This is a genomic window from Citrobacter sp. SX206 (assembly GCF_024181025.1).
Taxonomy (GTDB): Bacteria; Pseudomonadota; Gammaproteobacteria; order Enterobacterales; family Enterobacteriaceae; genus Citrobacter; species Citrobacter youngae.
The window spans coordinates 3,552,007-3,573,016 of the sequence record NZ_CP049738.1 but is presented as its reverse complement, the minus strand read 5'-3'; the positions used below and the strand labels follow the sequence as shown (position 1 = coordinate 3,573,016).

The window sequence follows — 21,010 nt, the reverse complement described above, 5'->3', positions numbered from 1 at the left end:
ACAGTGCTGATATGAATATTATTGAAAGTGGTATTCGTGACGTAAAACAAGGTGAAAATGTCACAATAGTCATGCCAGTGAATCTTTATGAATGCGAGTTGGGCCATGATGTGTTTGTCGGGCCATTTGTTGAGATACAAAAGGGATGCGTCATAGGCGACAGAACTAAAGTGCAGTCCCATACTTTCATCTGTGAAAACGTTACCTTAGGCGAGGACTGCTTTATAGGGCATGGTGTGACCTTTGCTAACGATCTTTTCAAGAGCGGAAGTCCTGACGCTTCTGCAAAAAGCTGGATTAATATTGTATTAGGTAACGCAGTAACGGTGGGCAGTGGAGCCACAATTTTAACAACGGAAATTTGCAGTGGCGCGGTGATTGGTGCCGGTAGTGTGGTGATAAAGCCCGTGCTGGTAAAAGGCGTGTATGCTGGCAATCCGGCCAGACTTTTGCGAAAGCTTTAAGTATTACCCTTGCCATTGCGAACCCAAATTTATGTTCTTCCCAGACCGTTCATGTCGACTCCTCTTGTTTGCGGACATGGCGACTATTCTTGCTGCTCACGCCATATAAAGAAACGTCTGCTGCATCAGACGTTGCGTTCCTCTGAATGGTGCCGTAGGTCATGACTCATTTCCTGTAGTTCATTGATTAATCGTGCTAAATGGAAGCCATCGCACACGGAGTGATGTACCTGAACGGCGAGAGGTAACACTACTTTCCCATCTTGTTCATAGTATTTCCCAAGTGTGAACATGGGGGCAAAAAAGTTCTGCATGTTCGCAATGTTGATATTAAAACTGGTAAAACTTACCCAAGGGATAGCCGATACAAAAAATACATTTTCCGGAGACTCTCCCTTCGGCCAATAAGAAAGATTATTACAATAGCGTGCAACGTCTTCTGAATAAGTGTTTTGGAAGTGATGAATATTGCCATCGTAGCGGCTCCATAATGATGAAAAAGTCTCAGTTTCATTATGGAAAATGGTATAGCTTGGATGAATTTCATTCCATATGACAAGCTCATTGTTCTTTATAGCCATACGGAATTCAGTATGCTTGTTGACAACTTTAGCAAGGAGGGAAATCATAGTAGGGTAAAATTTCCAGCCAATCTCTTTTATATGTTTTAGTACTGCGGTAATGTCTAACAGAACAGTTTGGTTAATTGTACTTTGAGCAAAAGACTGAAATACCTCAAAATGCTCTTTCCTTGGCCAACGAGACAAGTCAACAGCCGTATATTCTGGAGTTGTTTTTTTCACTTTTTATCCTTTGATTTGCAATCAAATATCATATTTTAGCCTAAGTCTTTCCGTGACGTAATCAGGCTGCATGTCCCGAAGCATGTTACCAGCGAACGCATTTGCGAGAGTAGCGTATCCTTATACAGGAAGAAAGATTAAAGCCTCTTCACAAGAGACTTTGCGCCCCTGGATTTACGATGTCATTCATCAGTGTGTAACGTGCTTCTTTGCGCGTGTATTGATCGATTAACGGCACAAGTCGCCGGAAATGCTTACTGGCACAATGTTCATCGAGAGCCGCGTGGTCTGGCCATTCTTCGATGAAAATAAAATGGCCCGGATCTTTTTCATCAATATAGAGGTCATAAGCAATGCAGCGCGGTTCTTTCCTGGTGGCCGATATTAGCTCACGATACAACGGGAGAACGGTTTCAATATACTCAGGTTTGATGAAATCCTCGGCAATGACCTTTAACATGCAGCCTCCTGGCAAAAAATGAATGCACACTCTGCGATGAAGATATCATTAAAGCAAGATGACACCGCGTGATATCGGCTGATGAGTGAATCATTCCAGCTATTAATCAGATGATGCGTATAACTGTGATCCACTTCACCTCCCGGCAACCAAAATCTCCTGCGACTCGACGCCGTCCTCAATCTGTTTCGCCACCCTTTGTAAGGCCGGAAGATGCTTTTCCGCGGCCTGTTCGATGGTCATGGCGCTGGCCATATACACCAGATTCAGGCAGCCAATCACCCGCTGTTCGCTACGGATGGGAACGGCGATAGAAGCGATTTTCTCCTCCTGATCCCAGTCGCGAAAGTTCTGGCCAAAACCGTCTTTTCGCGCGCGGGTCAAAATGGCATTGAGCTTCAGCGGTTCGCGCGCAAGCTGGAACTCTTCTCCTCGTCGGGAGGACAGCATTGCAATCAGTTCCTGACGTTCATTCTCCGGACAGAATGCCAGCCAGGTCAGGCCGGATGCGGTTTTCAGCAATGGCAAACGACGCCCGACCATCGCCCGGTGAAACGACAGGCGGCTGAAGCGGTGAGTGGTTTCACGTACCACCATCGCGTCCACATCCAGCGTGGAAACGTCGGTCGGCCAGATGACCTCGCGCAGCAAATCCCCCAGCAGCGGGGCGGCGAGTGCGGAAATCCACTGCTCGTCACGAAATCCCTCGCTGAGCTGGCGGACTTTAATGGTTAAGCGAAAGCTGTCATCGGACAGGCTGCGCCGAACGTAACCCTCATCCTGCAACGTTTCCAGCAGCCGCCTGACCGTAGTGCGGTGCAGGCCGCTCAGCTCAGCCAGCAGGCCAACGCTGGCTCCACCATCGAGCCGGTTTAACATATTTAATAACATTAATCCGCGCGTTAATCCGCGTACGGTTTTGTATTCAGTACCGTCATCATTTTTCATATTTATTGACAAATCTACAGGTAAAACAACGTTGTGCACTTAGTGCACATCCAGGCATGTTTTGATTGTAGCGCAAAAACTCACTCCTATACTGACCGCACAATAAAAAAATCGTTTACATCTTTTTAACAAAATGAATTGCGCCTCGCCAGGGTCTGCAATTGCGTTTTGTCCGAGTCGTGAGGTTCTGAAATGACAACAATAAACCCTGATATCCAACCCGCTGTGCAGCACACCGTACAGGTCGCGATTGCCGGAGCCGGTCCGGTTGGGCTGATGATGGCCAACTATCTGGGCCAGATGGGCATTGAAGTGCTGGTGGTGGAGAAGCTCGACACGCTGATCGACTATCCCCGCGCTATCGGGATTGACGATGAAGCGCTGCGCACCATGCAGTCCGTTGGTCTGGTCGAAAACGTGCTGCCGCATACTACGCCGTGGCACGCGATGCGCTTTCTCACCCCGAAAGGCCGCTGCTTTGCTGATATCCAGCCGATGACCGACGAATTTGGCTGGTCGCGCCGTAACGCGTTTATTCAACCACAGGTGGATGCGGTGATGCTGGAAGGGCTGTCGCGTTTTCCCAACGTGTGCTGCCTGTTCTCCCGCGAACTGGAGGCCTTCAGCCAGCAAAACGGTGAAGTGACGCTGAATCTGAAAACGCCGGACGGTCAACGTGAAACGGTGAAGGCCCAGTGGCTGGTGGCCTGCGACGGCGGGGCCAGTAACGTCAGACGGTCGCTGAATGTGCCATTTGAAGGCAAAACCGCGCCGAATCAGTGGATTGTGGTGGATATCGCCAACGATCCGCTCAGCACACCGCATGTGTATCTGTGCTGCGATCCGGTGCGCCCATACGTCTCCGCCGCGCTGCCGCATGCAGTGCGCCGTTTCGAATTTATGGTGATGCCGGGGGAAACCGAAGCGCAGCTCAGTGAGCCGCAAAATATGCGCCAGTTGCTGAGCAAAGTGCTGCCGAACCCGGATAACGTCGAACTGATCCGCCAGCGTGTGTATACCCATAACGCCCGTCTGGCCGAACGTTTTCGCATTGACCGCGTGCTGCTGGCCGGCGACGCGGCGCACATTATGCCGGTCTGGCAGGGGCAGGGGTACAACAGCGGCATGCGCGATGCCTTCAACCTGGCGTGGAAACTGGCGCTGGTCATTAAGGGCAAAGCTGGTGATGCGCTGCTGGATACCTACCAGCAGGAACGCCGCGACCACGCCAAAGCAATGATCGATCTCTCGGTGACCGCAGGCAACGTACTGGCACCGCCAAAACGCTGGCACGGTGCGGTTCGCGACGGGGTTTCCTGGCTGCTGAACTACATTCCGCCGGTCAAACGCTACTTCCTTGAAATGCGCTTTAAGCCGATGCCGCAGTACCACTCCGGGGCGCTGGTGCGTGAAGGCGATGCGAAAACGTCTCCGGTCGGCAAGATGTTTATCCAGCCGAAGGTGACGCTGGAATCGGGTGAAGTGACGCTGCTCGACAATGTCATCGGGCCGAATTTTGCGGTGATTGGCTGGGGTTGTAACCCGCTGTGGGGCATGAGCGAGGCGCAGATCCAACAGTGGCAGGCGTTGGGCACGCGGTTTATCCAGGTGGTGCCGGATACGCAGATTCATACCGAGCAGGATAACTATGACGGCGTTATCCGCATTGGCGATACGCAAAACCGCCTGCGCACGTGGTTTGCCCAGCACAACGCTTCGCTGGTGGTGATGCGCCCGGACCGCTTTGTGGCCGCCATCGCTATTGGGCAAACTCTGGGCAGCACCCTGAATAAACTGGCGTCGGTGATGACGCTTACCCGCGCTACTGCCGATATTCCTGTTGAAAAGGTGGCCTGATATGCACGCTTATCTTCACTGTCTTTCCCACTCGCCGCTGGTGGGCTATGTCGACCCAGCACAGGCTGTGCTCGACGAGGTCAACGGCGTGATCGCCAGCGCCCGGGTGCGCATTGCGGCGTTTGACCCTGAACTGGTGGTGCTGTTTGCCCCCGATCACTACAACGGTTTTTTTTACGATGTGATGCCGCCGTTCTGTTTAGGCGTGGGAGCCACGGCGATCGGCGATTTCGGCAGCGCGGCGGGGGAACTGCCGGTGCCGACAGATCTCGCTGAAGCCTGCGCCCACGCGGTGATGAAAAGCGGCATCGATCTCGCCGTGTCCTACAACATGCAGGTCGATCATGGTTTCGCCCAGCCGCTGGAGTTCTTGCTCGGCGGTCTGGATAAGGTGCCTGTGCTGCCGGTGTTTATTAACGGCGTCGCCACGCCGCTGCCAGGCTTTCAGCGTACCCGCATGCTCGGTGAAGCGATTGGCCGTTTCACCAGCTCATTGAATAAACGCGTACTGTTTTTAGGCTCCGGCGGGCTGTCGCATCAGCCGCCGGTACCGGAACTGGCGAAGGCCGATGCTCATATGCGCGACCGCCTGCTTGGCAGCGGTAAACAACTGCCCGAAAACGAGCGCGAGCTGCGCCAGCAGCGGGTGATCAGCGCCGCCGAGAAGTTCGTGGCCGATCAAAACACGCTGCATCCGCTGAACCCTGTCTGGGATAACCGCTTTATGAGCCTGCTTGAGCAGGGGCGTTTGCAGGAGCTGGACGCGGTCAGTAACGAAGAGTTGTCCGCGATGGCGGGCAAATCAACGCACGAAGTAAAAACCTGGGTTGCCGCCTTCGCTGCCATTTCTGCCTTTGGCAACTGGCGCAGCGAAGGCCGTTATTACCGCCCGATCCCGGAGTGGATCGCCGGATTCGGCTCCCTCAGCGCCACCACACAGAACTGAAACAGAACTGAATATGCAGGAGAAAACCATGACTTACCAACCGCAAACCGAAGCCGCGACCAGCCGTTTTCTGGAGGTGCAGGAAGCAGGCGAAACACTACGCGTGCATTTCAATGACTGTGGACAGGGCGAAGAGACCGTCGTGCTGCTGCACGGCTCCGGTCCTGGCGCGACGGGCTGGGCAAACTTCAGCCGCAATATTGATCCGCTGGTACAGGCCGGATACCGGGTGATCCTGCTGGATTGTCCTGGCTGGGGTAAAAGCGATGGGATCGTTAACCGCGGTTCGCGATCCGATCTCAACGCCCGCATCCTGAAAAGCGTAGTCGATCAACTGGATATTCAGAAAATCCACCTGCTGGGCAACTCGATGGGCGGCCACAGTTCCGTGGCGTTCACCCTGAGCTGGCCGGAGCGCGTGGGCAAGCTGGTGCTGATGGGCGGCGGGACGGGCGGCATGAGTCTGTTTACGCCGATGCCGACCGAAGGTATTAAGCGGCTGAATCAGCTGTACCGCGCGCCAACTATCGAGAACCTGAAGCTGATGATGGATATCTTTGTCTTCGATACCAGCGATCTCACTGAGGCGCTGTTTGAAGCGCGTCTGAACAATATGCTGTCGCGCCGCGATCACCTGGATAACTTTGTGAAAAGCCTCGAAGCCAACCCGAAACAGTTCCCGGACTTCGGCCCGCGCCTGGGGGAAATTAAAGCCCAGACCCTGATTGTCTGGGGACGCAATGACCGCTTCGTGCCGATGGATGCTGGTCTGCGCCTGCTCTCCGGGATTGCCGGTTCTGAGCTGCACATCTACCGCGACTGCGGACACTGGGCGCAGTGGGAACATGCGGATGCCTTTAATCAGCTGGTGTTGAATTTCCTCGCACGCCCTTAAGGAACGGACATGACCAATCTTAATCTTGAGCAGTTAGCCGCCGATTTACGTCTGGCGGAGGAAAAAGGGGAAGCCATTGCCCCGCTGCGTGAACTGATCGGCGTGGACAACGGCGAAGCGGCTTACGCCATTCAACGCATCAACGTGCAGTACGAGGTGACGCGTGGGCGGCGCGTGGTCGGGCGCAAAGTAGGGCTGACGCACCCGAAAGTGCAGCAGCAACTGGGCGTCGATCAGCCGGACTTCGGCACGCTGTTTGCCGACATGTGCTACGGCGATAACGACACCATTGCGTTTGAGCGCGTACTGCAACCGCGTATTGAAGCGGAAATCGCGCTGGTGCTGAACCGCGATCTGCCCAATGCCGACACTACTTTTGACGAGCTGTATAACGCCATCGAGTGGGTGCTGCCCGCGCTGGAAGTGGTCGGCAGCCGTATCCGTGACTGGTCAATCAAGTTTGTTGATACCGTGGCGGATAACGCCTCCTGCGGGGTGTATGTGGTCGGCGGCCCGGCACAGCGTCCGGCAGGATTAGATCTGAAAAACTGCGCGATGAAAATGACGCGCAACAACGAAGAGGTTTCCAGCGGGCGCGGCAGCGAATGCCTGGGACATCCGATCAACGCCGCCGTCTGGCTGGCGCGCAAAATGGCCAGCCTCGGCGAGCCGCTACGTGCCGGAGATATCATTCTCACCGGAGCGTTAGGCCCGATGGTGGCGGTGAATGCGGGCGATCGTTTCGAGGCCCATATCGACGGTATTGGTTCAGTTGCCGCCACTTTTTCAGCGGCGGTTACAAGAGGAAGTCAGTCATGAGTAAGCGTAAAGTCGCCATTATCGGCTCCGGCAACATCGGTACCGATTTGATGATAAAAATTCTGCGTCACGGGAAGCATCTGGAAATGGCGGTGATGGTCGGTATCGATCCAGATTCTGATGGTCTGGCGCGTGCCCGACGCATGGGCGTTGCCACCACCCATGAAGGGGTGACAGGGCTTATCGCCATGCCGGAATTCGCCGATATCGATATCGTATTTGATGCCACCAGCGCAGGCGCGCATGTGAAGAACGACGCCGCGCTGCGCGCCGTTAAACCAGCCATCCGCCTGATCGACCTGACGCCCGCGGCGATCGGTCCGTACTGCGTGCCGGTGGTGAATCTGGAGGCCAACGTTGATCAGCAGAACGTTAATATGGTGACCTGCGGCGGGCAGGCGACTATCCCGATGGTGGCGGCAGTTTCTCGCGTGGCAAAAGTCCATTACGCCGAAATTATCGCCTCGATCGCCAGTAAATCTGCGGGTCCAGGCACGCGCGCTAATATCGATGAGTTTACCGAAACCACCTCGAAGGCGATTGAAGTGGTTGGCGGCGCGGCAAAAGGTAAAGCGATTATCGTCCTTAACCCGGCCGAGCCGCCGCTGATGATGCGCGACACGGTGTATGTGCTGAGCGAAGCGGCCTCTGAGGTTGAAGTTGAAGCATCGATTAATGAGATGGCGGCGGCGGTACAGGCGTACGTACCGGGCTATCGCCTGAAGCAGCGCGTGCAGTTTGAAGTCATCCCGCAGGATAAACCGGTCAATCTGCCGGGTATCGGTCAGTTCTCCGGGCTGAAAACCGCCGTCTATCTGGAAGTGGAAGGCGCGGCGCACTATCTGCCAGCCTACGCGGGCAATCTCGATATTATGACCTCCAGTGCGCTGGCGACCGCTGAGAAGATGGCGCAGTCACTCACTCGTCAGGCAGGAGAAGCAGCATGAACGGTAAAAAACTCTATATCTCTGACGTGACCCTGCGCGACGGTATGCACGCCATTCGTCATCAATATTCGCTGGAAAACGTGCGCCAGATTGCCAAAGCGTTGGACGACGCACGGGTCGATTCCATTGAGGTGGCGCACGGCGACGGTCTGCAGGGTTCCAGTTTTAACTACGGCTTTGGCGCGCACAGCGACCTGGAGTGGATTGAAGCGGCGGCGGACGTGGTCAAGCACGCTAAGATCGCCACGCTGCTGTTGCCGGGCATCGGCACGATTCATGACCTGAAAAATGCATATCAGGCTGGGGCGCGCGTCGTACGCGTGGCGACCCACTGCACCGAAGCGGACGTGTCGGCCCAGCATATTCAGTATGCGCGCGAGTTAGGTATGGACACCGTCGGCTTTCTGATGATGAGCCATATGACCACGCCGGAAAACCTCGCACAGCAGGCGAAGCAGATGGAAAACTACGGCGCGACCTGTATCTATGTGGTCGATTCCGGCGGGGCGATGAACATGTCTGATATCCGTGACCGCTTCCGCGCCCTGAAAGCGGTGCTGAAGCCGGAAACAGAAACCGGGATGCACGCCCACCACAACCTGAGCCTTGGCGTGGCGAACTCGATTGCTGCGGTAGAAGAGGGCTGTGATCGTATCGATGCCAGCCTGGCCGGTATGGGCGCAGGCGCAGGCAACGCGCCGCTGGAGGTGTTTATCGCCGCGGCGGATAAGCTTGGCTGGCAGCACGGCACCGATCTGTATGCGCTGATGGACGCCGCCGACGATCTGGTCCGTCCGTTACAGGACCGCCCGGTGCGGGTGGATCGCGAAACGCTGGCGCTGGGCTATGCCGGAGTGTACTCCAGCTTCCTGCGCCACTGCGAAGTGGCTGCGGCGCGTTATGGCCTGAGCGCGGTAGATATTCTGGTTGAACTGGGCAAACGCCGGATGGTGGGCGGCCAGGAAGATATGATCGTCGACGTGGCGCTGGATCTGCGCAACAGAAAATAAAAATGATTACGCGGCTGGCAACGTATCAGCCGCGATTCACCTGCATCGTGACCTCAGAGGTACATCTTATGACTACCCGTACCCCCACATCCTCATCCCGTCTGACGTTGACCGTCGGGCTGTGTTTTTTAGTCGCCCTGATGGAAGGGCTGGATTTACAGGCCGCCGGGATCGCTGCCGTCGGTATCGCCCATGCGTTTGCATTAGATAAAATGCAGATGGGCTGGATCTTCAGCGCGGGCATTCTTGGGCTGCTGCCCGGCGCGCTGGTGGGCGGCATGCTGGCCGATCGCTATGGCCGCAAACGCATTCTTATTGCCTCCGTGGCGCTGTTCGGTCTGTTCTCGCTGGCAACAGCGATATCCTGGGATTTCTCATCGCTGGTGTTTGCCCGTCTGATGACCGGCGTCGGGCTGGGCGCGGCGTTGCCGAACCTGATCGCGCTGACCTCTGAGGCGGCGGGTCCGCGTTTTCGCGGTACGGCGGTGAGCCTGATGTATTGCGGTGTGCCGATTGGCGCGGCGCTCGCGGCAGCGCTCGGGTTTAGCGGTCTGGCATCCGCCTGGCAAACCGTGTTCTGGGTTGGTGGGGTGATCCCGCTGCTGCTGGTGCCGCTATTGATGCGCTGGCTGCCGGAGTCGCAGGTGTATGCCCAACAAACGCAGGTCGCCGCCGCGCCGCTGCGCGCTCTGTTTGCACCAACCACCGCGACAGCCACGCTGCTGCTGTGGCTGTGCTATTTCTTCACCCTGCTGGTGGTGTATATGCTGATCAACTGGCTGCCGATGCTGCTGGTGGAGCAGGGCTTTCAGCCCTCGCAGGCGGCGGGCGTGATGTTTGCCCTGCAAATTGGCGCGGCCAGCGGCACCTTAATCCTCGGGGCGTTGATGGACAAACTACGTCCGGTGGTCATGTCACTTTTGATCTACACCGGGATGCTGGCATCATTGCTGGCGCTGGGCACAGTATCGTCATTGAGCGGCATGCTGATGGCGGGATTTGTGGCGGGGATGTTTGCCACCGGGGGGCAAAGCGTGTTGTATGCGCTGGCACCGCTGTTTTACAGCACGCAGATCCGCGCCACCGGCGTGGGTACCGCTGTCGCCGTCGGGCGTCTGGGCGCGATGAGTGGTCCGCTGCTGGCAGGGAAAATGTTAGCGCTCGGCACCGGAACGGTAGGCGTGATGGCGGCTTCTGCGCCGGGTATTTTAGTGGCGGGCCTGGCGGTATTTATTCTGATGAACCGCAAATCGCAGATGCCGGTCCCGGCCAGCGGTGCTTAAGCGCTCATTCGGTGGTATGAGTGGGGGAGATACGGTTCCCACTTCCGGGTGAACGCCAGTCGGTGAGGACGTTGCCAGAGTTTAGATAAAGCCTGGCAACGGAGGCGTTATGAGCTGGCGACCCTTTTTGTATCTGATTATTAATCCCCACCCGACATTAAGCGCCCGGCGCGGGCATCTGCGCCTGGTACAGGGTTGACTTTGCATTCTGTTAACAAACGCGGTATAACAAATCTTCTTTGGATGTTTAGATGTCCATACGTTCAGAAGGTTATATGCAAACAACACAACAAAATGCGCCACTGAAGCGCACAATGAAAACGCGTCACCTGATTATGCTCTCCTTAGGTGGCGTGATTGGCACAGGGTTATTCTTCAATACCGGGTACATCATCTCCACCACCGGGGCGGCGGGAACGCTGCTGGCCTATCTGATTGGCGCGCTGGTAGTCTGGTTGGTTATGCAGTGTCTGGGCGAGCTGTCGGTCGCGATGCCGGAGACCGGGGCGTTTCACGTCTATGCTGCGCGTTATCTTGGCCCTGCAACGGGATATACCGTGGCCTGGCTCTACTGGCTGACCTGGACTGTGGCGCTGGGGTCGAGTTTTACCGCCGCCGGATTCTGTATGCAGTACTGGTTTCCCCAGGTGCCGGTATGGGTCTGGTGCGTGGTGTTCTGCGCGATTATTTTTGGCCTGAATGTTATCTCCACACGCTTTTTTGCCGAAGGGGAGTTCTGGTTCTCGCTGGTAAAAGTGGTCACTATCATCGCTTTTATTATCCTCGGCGGAGCGGCTATTTTTGGTTTCATCCCGATGCAGGATGGTTCGCCCGCGCCGGGGCTGAGTAATATCACGGCGGAAGGCTGGTTCCCACACGGTGGTTTACCGATCCTGATGACGATGGTGGCGGTGAATTTTGCTTTTTCGGGAACCGAGCTTATCGGTATTGCCGCCGGAGAAACAGAAAACCCGCGCAAGGTCATTCCGGTAGCGATTCGTACCACCATCGCGCGACTGATTATTTTCTTTATCGGCACCGTGTTTGTGCTGGCGGCGCTGATCCCGATGCAGCAGGCGGGCGTGGAGAAAAGCCCGTTTGTGCTGGTGTTTGAGAAGGTGGGGATTCCGTATGCCGCCGATATTTTTAACTTCGTGATCCTGACGGCTATTCTTTCCGCGGCGAACTCCGGGCTGTATGCCTCCGGGCGCATGCTGTGGTCGCTGGCGAATGAACGCACGCTGCCAGCCTGTTTTTCCCGAGTGACGAAAAACGGCGTGCCGCTGACGGCGCTGTCGGTCAGTATGCTCGGCGGTGTGCTGGCACTGTTTTCCAGCGTGGTGGCCCCGGACACGGTATTTGTCGCGCTGTCGGCAATCTCCGGGTTCGCGGTGGTGGCGGTGTGGCTGAGCATTTGCGCTTCGCACTTCGTCTTTCGCCGCCGTCATCTGCAGCAGGGTAAGGCATTGAGTGAATTGCATTATCGCGCGCCGTGGTATCCGTTGGTGCCGGTACTGGGATTTGTGCTGTGCCTGGTGGCTTGCGTCGGGCTGGCATTCGATCCAGCGCAGAGAATTGCGCTGTGGTGCGGGGTACCGTTTGTGGCAGTGTGTTATGGTGCTTATTTCCTTACTCAATCGCGTAAAGCCAAACAGGAGCCCGAACATGTCGCAGAATAATCCGTTAAGCGCCATCCTCGAAAAACAGGATTTCCTGCTGCTCGATGGTGCGATGGCGACGGAGCTGGAAGCGCGTGGCTGTAACTTAGCCGATAGCCTGTGGTCAGCCAAAGTGCTGGTCGAAAATCCGGAGCTTATCCGCGAAGTCCATCTCGATTACTACCGGGCGGGGGCGCAGTGTGCGATTACCGCCAGCTACCAGGCGACACCGGCGGGGTTTGCCGCCCGTGGCCTGGATGAAGCGCAGTCGAAAGCGCTAATTGGTAAAAGCGTGGAGCTGGCGCGTAAAGCCCGTGAAGCGTATCTGGCCGAGAACCCGCAGGCGGGCACGCTGCTGGTAGCTGGATCAGTCGGGCCTTACGGCGCGTATCTGGCGGATGGTTCTGAATACCGTGGAGATTACCAACGTAGCGCTGAAGAGTTTCAGGCGTTTCACCGCCCGCGCGTGGAAGCGTTACTGGATGCCGGGGCCGATCTGCTGGCCTGTGAAACCCTGCCAAATTTTGCCGAAATTAGCGCGCTGGCTGAGCTATTGACCGCATATCCGCGCGCGCGCGCGTGGTTCTCATTTACCCTGCGCGACAGCGAGCACCTGAGCGACGGTACGCCGCTGCGTGACGTGGTTGCGTTGCTGGCGGGTTATCCGCAGGTGGTGGCGTTAGGGATTAACTGCATTGCGCTGGAAAACACCACCGCCGCGTTGCAGCATTTACACGGTTTAACGGCGCTGCCGCTGGTGGTGTATCCCAATTCGGGTGAGCAGTACGATGCCGCGAGCAAAACCTGGCATCATCACGGTGAGCATTGTGCGCATCTGGCGGATTATCTGCCGCAGTGGCAGGCCGCTGGCGCACGGTTGATTGGCGGGTGCTGTCGCACCACGCCTGCGGATATTGCCGCGCTAAAAGCGCGAAGCTGAGAGTTTATCGGGCCTACATCGTTCACTGTAGGCCTGATAAGCGCAGCGCATCAGGCGTTGCCGGATGGCGGTACAAGCGCTTTATCCGGCCTACAAAGCCACAAAACGTTATGCCGCATCCGCCAGAACAAACATGCCGTACGGATGGATTTCGAGATAATACTGCTCGCCGATGTCCGGCTGTAAACGCGTAGCGTTGACCTGCAATAAGATCTCCTGCCCGTGCCATTCCACCGTGACTTCATACTGGGGGCCCATATAGGCCACGTGGCGGATCACGCAGCGCTGACTCTCTTCGCCGCGATCGCTGAGCGTGATCGCTTCCGGGCGCACGCCGACCATACCTTCGCCTTGCGTACCAAAGTGCAGCGGGCGCGGCAGGTGATAGCCATAGATATCAACGTATTGGTCACTGAAGGTGGCCGGGAACAGGTTGGCATCACCCATAAAGCTTGCCATAAAGCGCGAGGCGGGCTGGCGGTAAAGATCCTGCGGTGAACCGATCTGCATGATGTGCCCCTTGTTCATCACCAGCACGGTATCGGAAACCGCAAAGGCTTCGCTCTGATCGTGGGTAACGTACAGCGAGGTGATATCAAACTGCTTTTGCAGTTCGCGGATCTTGTCGCGCATGCTGCGACGCAGGTTGGCGTCGAGGTTACTCAACGGCTCATCAAACAGCAGCACTTTCGGTTTGAGGATCAACGCGCGGGCCAGCGCCACGCGCTGTTGCTGACCGCCGGAGATCTGATCGACAAAGCGGTCTTCGAATCCTTCCAGATCCACCATCGCCAGCGCCTCTTTGACGCGAGCTTTCACCTCTGCGCGGGATACGCCGAGCATCTTCAGGCCATAACCAACGTTCTCTCCCAGCGACATATGCGGGAACAGGGCATAGGACTGAAACACCATACAGATATCACGCTGCTGAATTGAGCGATGGGTGACGTCTTCGCCATCAATGAAAATCTGCCCTTCGCTCGGTTTTTCCAGCCCGGCGACCAGGCGCAAAATGGTGGTTTTGCCACAGCCGGACGGGCCGAGCAGGGTTACCATTTGCCCCTGCGGGATGGTGAGGTTGATATTGTCGATTACCGTATTACTGCCAAATCGTTTGGTGACGTTGCGCAGTTCAACGAAATTTTTCTGAGTCATAGTGCGCTCCATTACGCCTGGTTTTTGGCTTTTGAACGGGAGGTACGTGATTCACCGATCAGCCAGTCAAAGATGAAAATAATCGCCAGCATCACCACGATCAGAATGGAACCGTAGGCAATTGCCACACCGTATTCGCCGTCTTCCACGCGGTTCAGGATATAGGCCGTGGCCACGCGGGTATCCGGCGTGACGAGGAACACAATGGCGCTGACGGTGGTAATGGCACGCACAAAGCTGTAGATCAGCGCTGAGAGGATTGCCGGGCGCAGCAGCGGCAGCAGGATATGCGTAATGGTGCGCAGCGAACCGGCGCGCAGGCTGAGCGAGGCTTCATCCAGTGATTTATCGATCTGGCCTAAGCCCGCGATACCCGCCCGAATACCGACCGGGACGTTACGCATTACCATCGAGATAATGACAATCGCCGCCGTACCAGTGAGGTACACCGGGGCGCTGTTAAAGGCCAGAATGTACGATACGCCCGCGACGGTGCCTGGAACGGCAAAGCACAGCATAGTGGTGAACTCGATGGTCTTTTTGCCCTTAAACTGCTGGCGCACGACTACCCAGGCGATCAGCAGGCCGAAGATGGCGGTGATCGGCGCGGCAATCCCGGCGTAGAGCAGGGTGTCGAGCAGTGAAGGCCATGCGCCGTCGCTCATCCCCTGACCGAACAGTTTGGTAAAGTTCGCTAACGTCAGGGTGTAGTCCACGCCCCAGTTAACGGTGAAACTGCCGTAGAAAATGCTGCCGTACAACAGGGCGTTAAAGGCAATCCACACCGCCAGCAGCGCGACCACGCTCCACACCAGCGTCACCGGCAGTGGCTGCACGTCGCCCCGGTAGGATTTACCGGAAACGGTGACGTATGAGCGTTTACCAATCCACATATATTGCACGCAGAACACCAGCAGCGAGAACAGCAGCAGGAACGCGCCCAGCGTACTGGCGGCCTGGTAGTCGAGCTGCGAACCGGTGATGTAGAAGTAGATTTGCGTTGCCAGCACGTCGAAGTTACCGCCGAGCACCAGCGGGTTACTAAAGTCAGCCAGCGACTGCACAACCACAATCAAAAAGGCGTTCGCCAGCGCGGGTTTCAGCAGCGGGACAAACACGCCGTTAAAGGTCTGCCAGCGGCTGGCACGCAGGGTGTATGACGCTTCTTCCAGCGACGGATGAATGGTTTTGATTGCTCCATCGAGGATCATAAACGCCATCGGAGTGAAGGCCAGCACCTGCGCCAGCCAGATGCCGGTAAAACCGTACAGCCAGTTGGTGTTGGTTAAGCCAAACCATTCGACCATAAATTCGGTGATATAGCCGGAGCGCCCCATCATCAGCGTGACGCCTAAACCCACGACAAACGGCGGGGTGACGATTGGCAGAATCGAGAAAATTCGTCCGATAATAGCGCTGCGTTTGGCGATGCGGGTGGTGTAGATAGCCAGCACCAGACCGAAGAAGGTGCAGCCGACGCCGACGGCAATCGACAGCATAATCGAGTTGAGGATCACCTGAATGATATGTGCCTGCGACAGCACATTCATAAACGCCAGCGGGGCAAATTCCCCGGCGTCGTTGGTGAACATCGGAATAAAAATGGCGATGCTCGGCCAGACGATAAAAATACCGATCAGGGCGACAATCGCGGTGAGCGAGCCGATGACGAAACGGTCGCCGCCCAGCCATTCCAGACGGGTAAGCGCCAGGGTCATGATCGCGCCAAGTGCCACAAACAGCACAATGGTGGCATAGCCTAAGCCGCGGCCCTCAAGAGTCGCGCTGGCGACGATAAACGCCATACAGAAAAAAGCCCAGCCCGCATCAAGATAATGGCGGCCGCGCTGTTCGCGCTTGGCCTCATGGAACGGACGCACCAGCAGCAGGCTCGGCAGCAGATACCATAACCAACTGATATTGAACTGTGACCAGCCGTAGGCGGCGAGTATTTCCTCGCCAGTCGACTCCAGCAGACCGTAATCCAGGCTCCAGCTTGGTAACAGGGCAAACGCCAGCCAGCCAAGCAAAACCCAAAGAAATATCGCATCCCGTTTTTTCACGGGATGGAGTGTAAGTGTGTGTGACATAGCGGTTCCGGTATTCCAGGCCGGATGCGGTATTTACGCCGCACCCGGAAAATGATCGCCGATGTAGGTTTATTTACCCATCTTCACTTCGCTGACCCACTTATTGATCAACGCTTTACGCACGTCGGTCGAGCCGTACTTATCCATGTCGTAATTGATAAGCTTCAGATCGTCGAGCTTCAGCGAGTTAGGAGACGTCTCGGCGGTGGTGTTGGTCAGGATCTGATAGGACTTCCCTTTCTTCCACGCCAGTTCCTGCGCATCTTTTGACAGTACCCAGTCAACGAACAGTTTGGCGTTATCGAGGTTGCGCGCGCCTTTCAGAATGCTGACGCCGCCGATCTCATAGCCGGTACCTTCGCACGGTGAAATCAGCTCCAGCGGTGCGCCCTGTTCTTTTTCCAGCGAGTAGTCGTGCAGGAAGCCAATGCCGATAGCCGTTTCGCCACGGGCGGCGTTACGCGCCGGAGCAATGCCGGATTTGGTGTATTGGGAGACGTTGGCGTTGAGCTGTTTCAGGTAGTCAAAGGCCTGATCTTCACCCCACAGCTGGGCAAAAGTCGCCAGCGCGGTGTAGGCGGTACCGGAGCTTTGCGGGTCAGCAATCTGGATTTCACCTTTGTATTCCGGTTTGGTCAGATCCTTCCAGCATTTTGGCACCGGCAGGTTTTTCTCTTTCAGGCGCTGGGTATTGACGCCAAAGCCCAGAATACCGACGTAAACCGCCGAGGAGAGATTGCCTTTCACCTTCGCGGGATCGCGGAATTTCTCCATGATCTGTTCGAGATTGGATGATTTATACGGCTGCAGCAGGCCCATTTCACCGGCCTGGGACTGCGGATCCAACGTACCGCCGTACCAGACATCCGCCTGCGGATTTTTCTTCTCGGCATCCACTTTCGCCAGCGTACTGCCCGAGCCGTTGCGAATGAATGAGGTTTTCACATCATATTTTTCACCGAAGGCTTTGGTTTCGGTTTCGCACATCTCGTTAGTGGCGCTGCAATACACCACCAGGCGGCCCTGCGCCTGAGCTGCATTGCTGAAGGCCGCCAGCGTCAGAGCGGAAGCAATCAGGGTAGAGGTAAGCGTCAGTTTCATTGTTTTATCCTTTGACTGAGAGAAGGGGTAATGCCTGCAATGAGCAGTGGCATCAGCAATAAACCCATAAAGACAGCGGCGACCGAGAGCAAACTGAACATTCCCGACCAGCCGTAGTGTTCTATGACCAGCGACAGCGGCCAACCCGCCAGCGCGGCCCCCAGATAGGCGAACAGCCCGAGAAAACCGGTAATTGAACCTGCCGCCGCTTTGTGTCCGCACTCCACCGCTGCGAGGCCAATCAGCATCTGCGGGCCAAACACAAAAAAGCCCACGGTAAAGAAACAGACAGCCAGTAGCGCGTAGTGGTGCACCGGCGCCAGCCATAGCGCGGCGACGGAGACCATCAGCCCCAGCGTGAACAGCAAAATCATCGGCGCACGCTGACCGCTGAACAGCAGATCCGATCCCCATCCGGCAAACAGCGCCCCCAGCAAACCGCCGACCTCAAACAGCATCACCGTGGCATTGGCGCTGAGCAAATTCACGCCGTGGCTTTCTGTCAGCCAGATATTGCCCCAGTCGTTGAGCGCAATGCGGATTAAATAAACCAGTACATACGACACGCCAAGCAGCCAGATCATCGGGTTTTTCAGCATGGTGGTGCGCAACATTTGCCACAGTCCCATCGGCGGGCTTTGCTGCTCCTGACGCAGCTCCAGCGGATCATGCCGCCATTCCCCAACCGTCGGTAATCCCTCTTCCCGGGGCGTGCCTTTCAGTTGCAGGGTGAGCCAGATACCTAACGCCATGCTGATAATCCCCGGTGCCAGCATCGCTGCCTGCCAGCCCCACCAGTGGGCGGCAAAGGCGCTAATCAGTGGGATAACGGCGCCACCGATATTGATCGACATATTCCAGCAGCCCCACCAGAATCCACGTTCGTTGCGCGAGTACCAGTGGGTCAGCAGGCGAGCGCAGGGCGGCCAGCCCCAGCCCTGAAAAAATCCGTTCAGCGTCCAGACCACCAGCAGTAGCGTCAGCGATTCACCAAAGGCGAACAGCACATTCAAAACACCGGTGGCGAAAAGGCCAATGCCCATAAATGCGCGTTGTCCGTGGCTGTCGTGCCACAGTCCGGCGGTAAATTTCGACAGACCATAGGTCAGGTAAAACAGCGATCCCAACAGACCGATATCACTTTTATCCAGTCCCAGATCCATTTGCAGTGCCGGGAGCACGTAGTTAACGCTTTTGCGCGTTAGGTAAAACGCCGCGTACCCGATGACCATGCACATCAGCAGCTGTGGACGCAGCGTCCGGTATTGTTGGTTGATGTCGGTACGCATAGCCGTCTCCGTTTTGCTGACTATAAGAAAGTGAAATCGAAAGGGGATGAGAGAAAGTCCAGAGTGGCTAAGACTTTTTCCTGGTTAGTGGCTGATTTGTTGCAAATTTGTGGGCAGGTTAACAATTACCCGCGTGCCGCCGTTTGATTCGAGCGTCAGCTCGCCGCCGAGCGCGCTGACCCGCTCACGCATTCCCTGGATACCGAAACCGGGAATTTTTTCCGGCAGAATGCCCACGCCGTTGTCCGTGACTTCCAGCACCAGGCAGTGATCCCGTTGGCGCAGCGCAATCGACACCTCGCTGGCATCGGCATGTTTGCAGACGTTATTGAGCAATTCCTGCAACAGACGGTACAGCGTAAAGCGCACCGTTTCATTTTCAGGCGTATTTGCCAGCCGGTAATCAAACCGGCAGTGAATACCACGTTCGGCAAAGGCAAATTCATTCACCAGATGGTGCAGCGCATCTTTAAAAGACAGCTCGTCAAGCGCGGGTGGGCGTAGCTGGCGCAGTAGCTGGCGGGTCGAGTGGTGGATACGCCGGGCAAGATCGTTGATCTGATTTGCCGCGTCGAGCGTTTGCTCAGGACCCTGCGAACGTTTAACCAGTTGAGACTGAATTTGAATGGCGGTGATGTTCTGACCAATTTCATCATGCAGTTCCCTAGCCAGGTTTTTGCGCGTGTTTTCTTCCGTGCGGATCAGTTGTTCGGTCAGCGCGCGTCGCGCCGCCAGTTCGCTTTCCAGACGCTGGCGATAATGGTGCAGGTTTTGCGCCAGATGCTGCTGGCGGCTGATGGCGATCCCCAGCCCTATGCCGAGCAGCGCCTGGGTGGCGAGGAAAATCTCCAGCTCCAGTAAATTACTGAACCCGACGCCGATTTGCCGGGCGATGGTGATCATCATACTGCCGAGCAATCCGGACAACACGCCGCCCTGCCAGCCAAATTTCCACGCCATCACCACGTTCGGTAAGAACACCACGATCAGCAGCAGGCGCTCGATCTCCGGCGACAGCACCATCTGGGTGCCGATGCCAATAATAAAAAACAGGCTGCACCAGATGATAAGTGAGGTGCGCAGCGGGGGATTGGTGGTATCCAATCCGAGCAAATGATAGCGGTGCTGCTGGCGCAGAAATTCATAGATCAGATAGACAAACGGGGTGAGCAGCACGCCGCCGGTAAACGATGCCAGCCCAATCAACATCGCCGGGCTTTGGATAAACGGTGAAAGCAGGGCGGTATTGAGCAATGAAGTGATCGTCACCGCGGCCAGCAGCAGCGTTAAGCGCTGCCAGTAAAGCGGGAAGCGGTGCCAGTATGACTGACCGATACTGGCCGGTATCAGGCTTATCAGCGGTGCGGCCAGCAGAAGATAACCGTTGAGTAACTGTTCGTTGTGCAGCCAGAACAGGATCAATACCGGCGGCAATACCAGCGCGGGCCAGTAGCGGCGAGACAGCAGGATCAATAGCGCGAGATACACGCCATGCGGCAGAAATAATGCCGCCTGCTGACCATTGTGGGTCAGGTAAAAACCTAACGTCCACAGCATTAGCCAGCCCGAACCCCAGGCCAGCAGAATAAACAGAGAAATAACCCAATGACGAAGGTTACGCGACATTAATGCCCCGTCAGCAACTGGTGGTCGAGGGCAAAATGCACCAGATCGATGGTGCTGTGGCATTGCAGCTTGCCCAGTACATTCGCGCGGTGGACGTGGACCGTTTTATGGCTGAGGTCGAGCTTGAAGGCGATCTCTTTTACGCTGTCGCCTTTGACCAACAGCTCAAACACTTCGCGCTCGCGTGGGGTCAGTACTTCCAGTACCTGTGCGGGCTGTTCGCCGCCGCGTAGCGCCCGCAGCGCATCGGCGCACAGGTAATGCCCGCCCATACCGACCGATCGTACTGCCTGCACCAGTTCCTCTGGTCCGCAGCGTTTGGTCAGGTAGCCACTGGCCCCGGCATCCAGCGCGCTTTGTACAAACGTCGGCGCGTCATAAATACTGAGAATAATGGCGCGAAAGCCGGGTTTTTGCGCCCGCAGACGTTTTAGCAGACTCAGACCATTTTCATCCGGCATGGCGATATCCATGACTGCAACATTGACGTCCTCGCGCAGTAATGCCGGCCAGGCCTCTGCCGCGCTGCTGTACTGGCCGATAACGGCGAGATCCTCTTCGAGACCGAGTAATTGCGCAAAACCGGAACGCACCACCACATGGTCGTCCACCAGCACAACATGAATCATGATATTGCTCTTTTGCCTGACAAGAATATCTATGATGCCTGCCAGCGCCACGCTGGCAATCATCCAGACGCAGTTATGTAACGAATGTAA

At 56.3% G+C, this 21,010-nt stretch carries 19 protein-coding genes; 10 read left to right on the top strand and 9 right to left on the bottom strand.

Annotation, left to right across the window (positions count from 1 at the left end; translation table 11 throughout):
• Positions 1 to 11 precede the first annotated feature (11 nt).
• Positions 12 to 464, top strand: a complete 453-nt coding sequence (locus G8S19_RS17380; RefSeq protein ID WP_048212493.1) for an acyltransferase — start codon at positions 12 to 14, stop codon at positions 462 to 464.
• 125 nt (positions 465 to 589) lie between these two features.
• Here G8S19_RS17380 and catA read toward each other — a convergent pair whose 3' ends face one another.
• The 3 genes from catA to G8S19_RS17365 form a co-directional block, all read right to left on the bottom strand.
• On the bottom strand, positions 590 to 1,267 hold the full coding sequence (catA, locus tag G8S19_RS17375; RefSeq protein WP_048212492.1) for a type A chloramphenicol O-acetyltransferase: 678 nt from the start codon (positions 1,265 to 1,267) through the stop codon (positions 590 to 592).
• Positions 1,268 to 1,415: 148 nt separating this feature from the next.
• Complete coding sequence (locus G8S19_RS17370; protein ID WP_253685608.1) at positions 1,416 to 1,727, bottom strand: putative quinol monooxygenase; 312 nt, start codon at positions 1,725 to 1,727, stop codon at positions 1,416 to 1,418.
• Positions 1,728 to 1,862: 135 nt separating this feature from the next.
• Entirely contained in the window at positions 1,863 to 2,675 is an 813-nt protein-coding gene (locus G8S19_RS17365) for a DNA-binding transcriptional regulator (protein WP_253685606.1), read from the bottom strand.
• A gap of 192 nt (positions 2,676 to 2,867) precedes the next feature.
• Between G8S19_RS17365 and G8S19_RS17360 the strand changes: the two genes are divergently transcribed.
• The 9 genes from G8S19_RS17360 (at position 2,868) to mmuM (ending at position 13,030) form a co-directional block, all read left to right on the top strand.
• Complete coding sequence (locus G8S19_RS17360) at positions 2,868 to 4,532, top strand: bifunctional 3-(3-hydroxy-phenyl)propionate/3-hydroxycinnamic acid hydroxylase (RefSeq protein ID WP_124021474.1); 1,665 nt, start codon at positions 2,868 to 2,870, stop codon at positions 4,530 to 4,532.
• A gap of 1 nt (position 4,533) precedes the next feature.
• Positions 4,534 to 5,478, top strand: a complete 945-nt coding sequence (gene mhpB / locus G8S19_RS17355) for a 2,3-dihydroxyphenylpropionate/2,3-dihydroxicinnamic acid 1,2-dioxygenase (protein WP_124021475.1) — start codon at positions 4,534 to 4,536, stop codon at positions 5,476 to 5,478.
• A gap of 28 nt (positions 5,479 to 5,506) precedes the next feature.
• Positions 5,507 to 6,373 (top strand): 2-hydroxy-6-oxonona-2,4-dienedioate hydrolase, encoded by an 867-nt coding sequence (gene mhpC / locus G8S19_RS17350; RefSeq protein WP_048212488.1) that lies wholly within the window; start codon positions 5,507 to 5,509, stop codon positions 6,371 to 6,373.
• A gap of 9 nt (positions 6,374 to 6,382) precedes the next feature.
• On the top strand, positions 6,383 to 7,192 hold the full coding sequence (gene mhpD, locus G8S19_RS17345) for a 2-keto-4-pentenoate hydratase (protein WP_101742697.1): 810 nt from the start codon (positions 6,383 to 6,385) through the stop codon (positions 7,190 to 7,192).
• Positions 7,189 to 8,139: an acetaldehyde dehydrogenase gene (mhpF, locus tag G8S19_RS17340; protein WP_003838629.1), complete on the top strand. Its 951-nt coding sequence runs from the start codon at positions 7,189 to 7,191 to the stop codon at positions 8,137 to 8,139. The genes mhpD and mhpF overlap by 4 nt, the downstream gene beginning before the upstream one ends.
• Positions 8,136 to 9,149 (top strand): 4-hydroxy-2-oxovalerate aldolase, encoded by a 1,014-nt coding sequence (gene mhpE / locus G8S19_RS17335; protein ID WP_115600878.1) that lies wholly within the window; start codon positions 8,136 to 8,138, stop codon positions 9,147 to 9,149. The genes mhpF and mhpE overlap by 4 nt, the downstream gene beginning before the upstream one ends.
• Before the next feature lie 68 nt (positions 9,150 to 9,217).
• Positions 9,218 to 10,432 (top strand): 3-(3-hydroxy-phenyl)propionate transporter MhpT, encoded by a 1,215-nt coding sequence (gene mhpT / locus G8S19_RS17330; RefSeq protein ID WP_101742739.1) that lies wholly within the window; start codon positions 9,218 to 9,220, stop codon positions 10,430 to 10,432.
• Between the two features lie 275 nt (positions 10,433 to 10,707).
• Entirely contained in the window at positions 10,708 to 12,111 is a 1,404-nt protein-coding gene (gene mmuP, locus G8S19_RS17325) for an S-methylmethionine permease (protein WP_253685604.1), read from the top strand.
• Entirely contained in the window at positions 12,098 to 13,030 is a 933-nt protein-coding gene (gene mmuM / locus G8S19_RS17320) for a homocysteine S-methyltransferase (protein WP_253685602.1), read from the top strand. Before mmuP ends, mmuM begins: the two co-directional genes overlap by 14 nt.
• A gap of 108 nt (positions 13,031 to 13,138) precedes the next feature.
• Here mmuM and fbpC read toward each other — a convergent pair whose 3' ends face one another.
• The 6 genes from fbpC to G8S19_RS17290 form a co-directional block, all read right to left on the bottom strand.
• On the bottom strand, positions 13,139 to 14,185 hold the full coding sequence (fbpC, locus tag G8S19_RS17315) for a ferric ABC transporter ATP-binding protein (protein WP_253685600.1): 1,047 nt from the start codon (positions 14,183 to 14,185) through the stop codon (positions 13,139 to 13,141).
• Positions 14,186 to 14,196: 11 nt separating this feature from the next.
• Positions 14,197 to 16,275 (bottom strand): iron ABC transporter permease, encoded by a 2,079-nt coding sequence (locus G8S19_RS17310; protein ID WP_253685598.1) that lies wholly within the window; start codon positions 16,273 to 16,275, stop codon positions 14,197 to 14,199.
• A 69-nt stretch (positions 16,276 to 16,344) separates the two neighbouring features.
• The gene (locus G8S19_RS17305) at positions 16,345 to 17,376 is read right to left on the bottom strand and encodes an ABC transporter substrate-binding protein (protein WP_101742682.1); all 1,032 of its coding nucleotides are present in this window, start codon (positions 17,374 to 17,376) and stop codon (positions 16,345 to 16,347) included.
• Positions 17,373 to 18,665: an MFS transporter family glucose-6-phosphate receptor UhpC gene (uhpC, locus tag G8S19_RS17300; protein ID WP_124021480.1), complete on the bottom strand. Its 1,293-nt coding sequence runs from the start codon at positions 18,663 to 18,665 to the stop codon at positions 17,373 to 17,375. The genes G8S19_RS17305 and uhpC overlap by 4 nt, the downstream gene beginning before the upstream one ends.
• Before the next feature lie 84 nt (positions 18,666 to 18,749).
• Positions 18,750 to 20,291, bottom strand: a complete 1,542-nt coding sequence (locus G8S19_RS17295) for an MASE1 domain-containing protein (RefSeq protein WP_253685596.1) — start codon at positions 20,289 to 20,291, stop codon at positions 18,750 to 18,752.
• Complete coding sequence (locus G8S19_RS17290) at positions 20,291 to 20,920, bottom strand: response regulator transcription factor (protein ID WP_005125019.1); 630 nt, start codon at positions 20,918 to 20,920, stop codon at positions 20,291 to 20,293. The genes G8S19_RS17295 and G8S19_RS17290 overlap by 1 nt, the downstream gene beginning before the upstream one ends.
• Positions 20,921 to 21,010 lie beyond the last annotated feature (90 nt).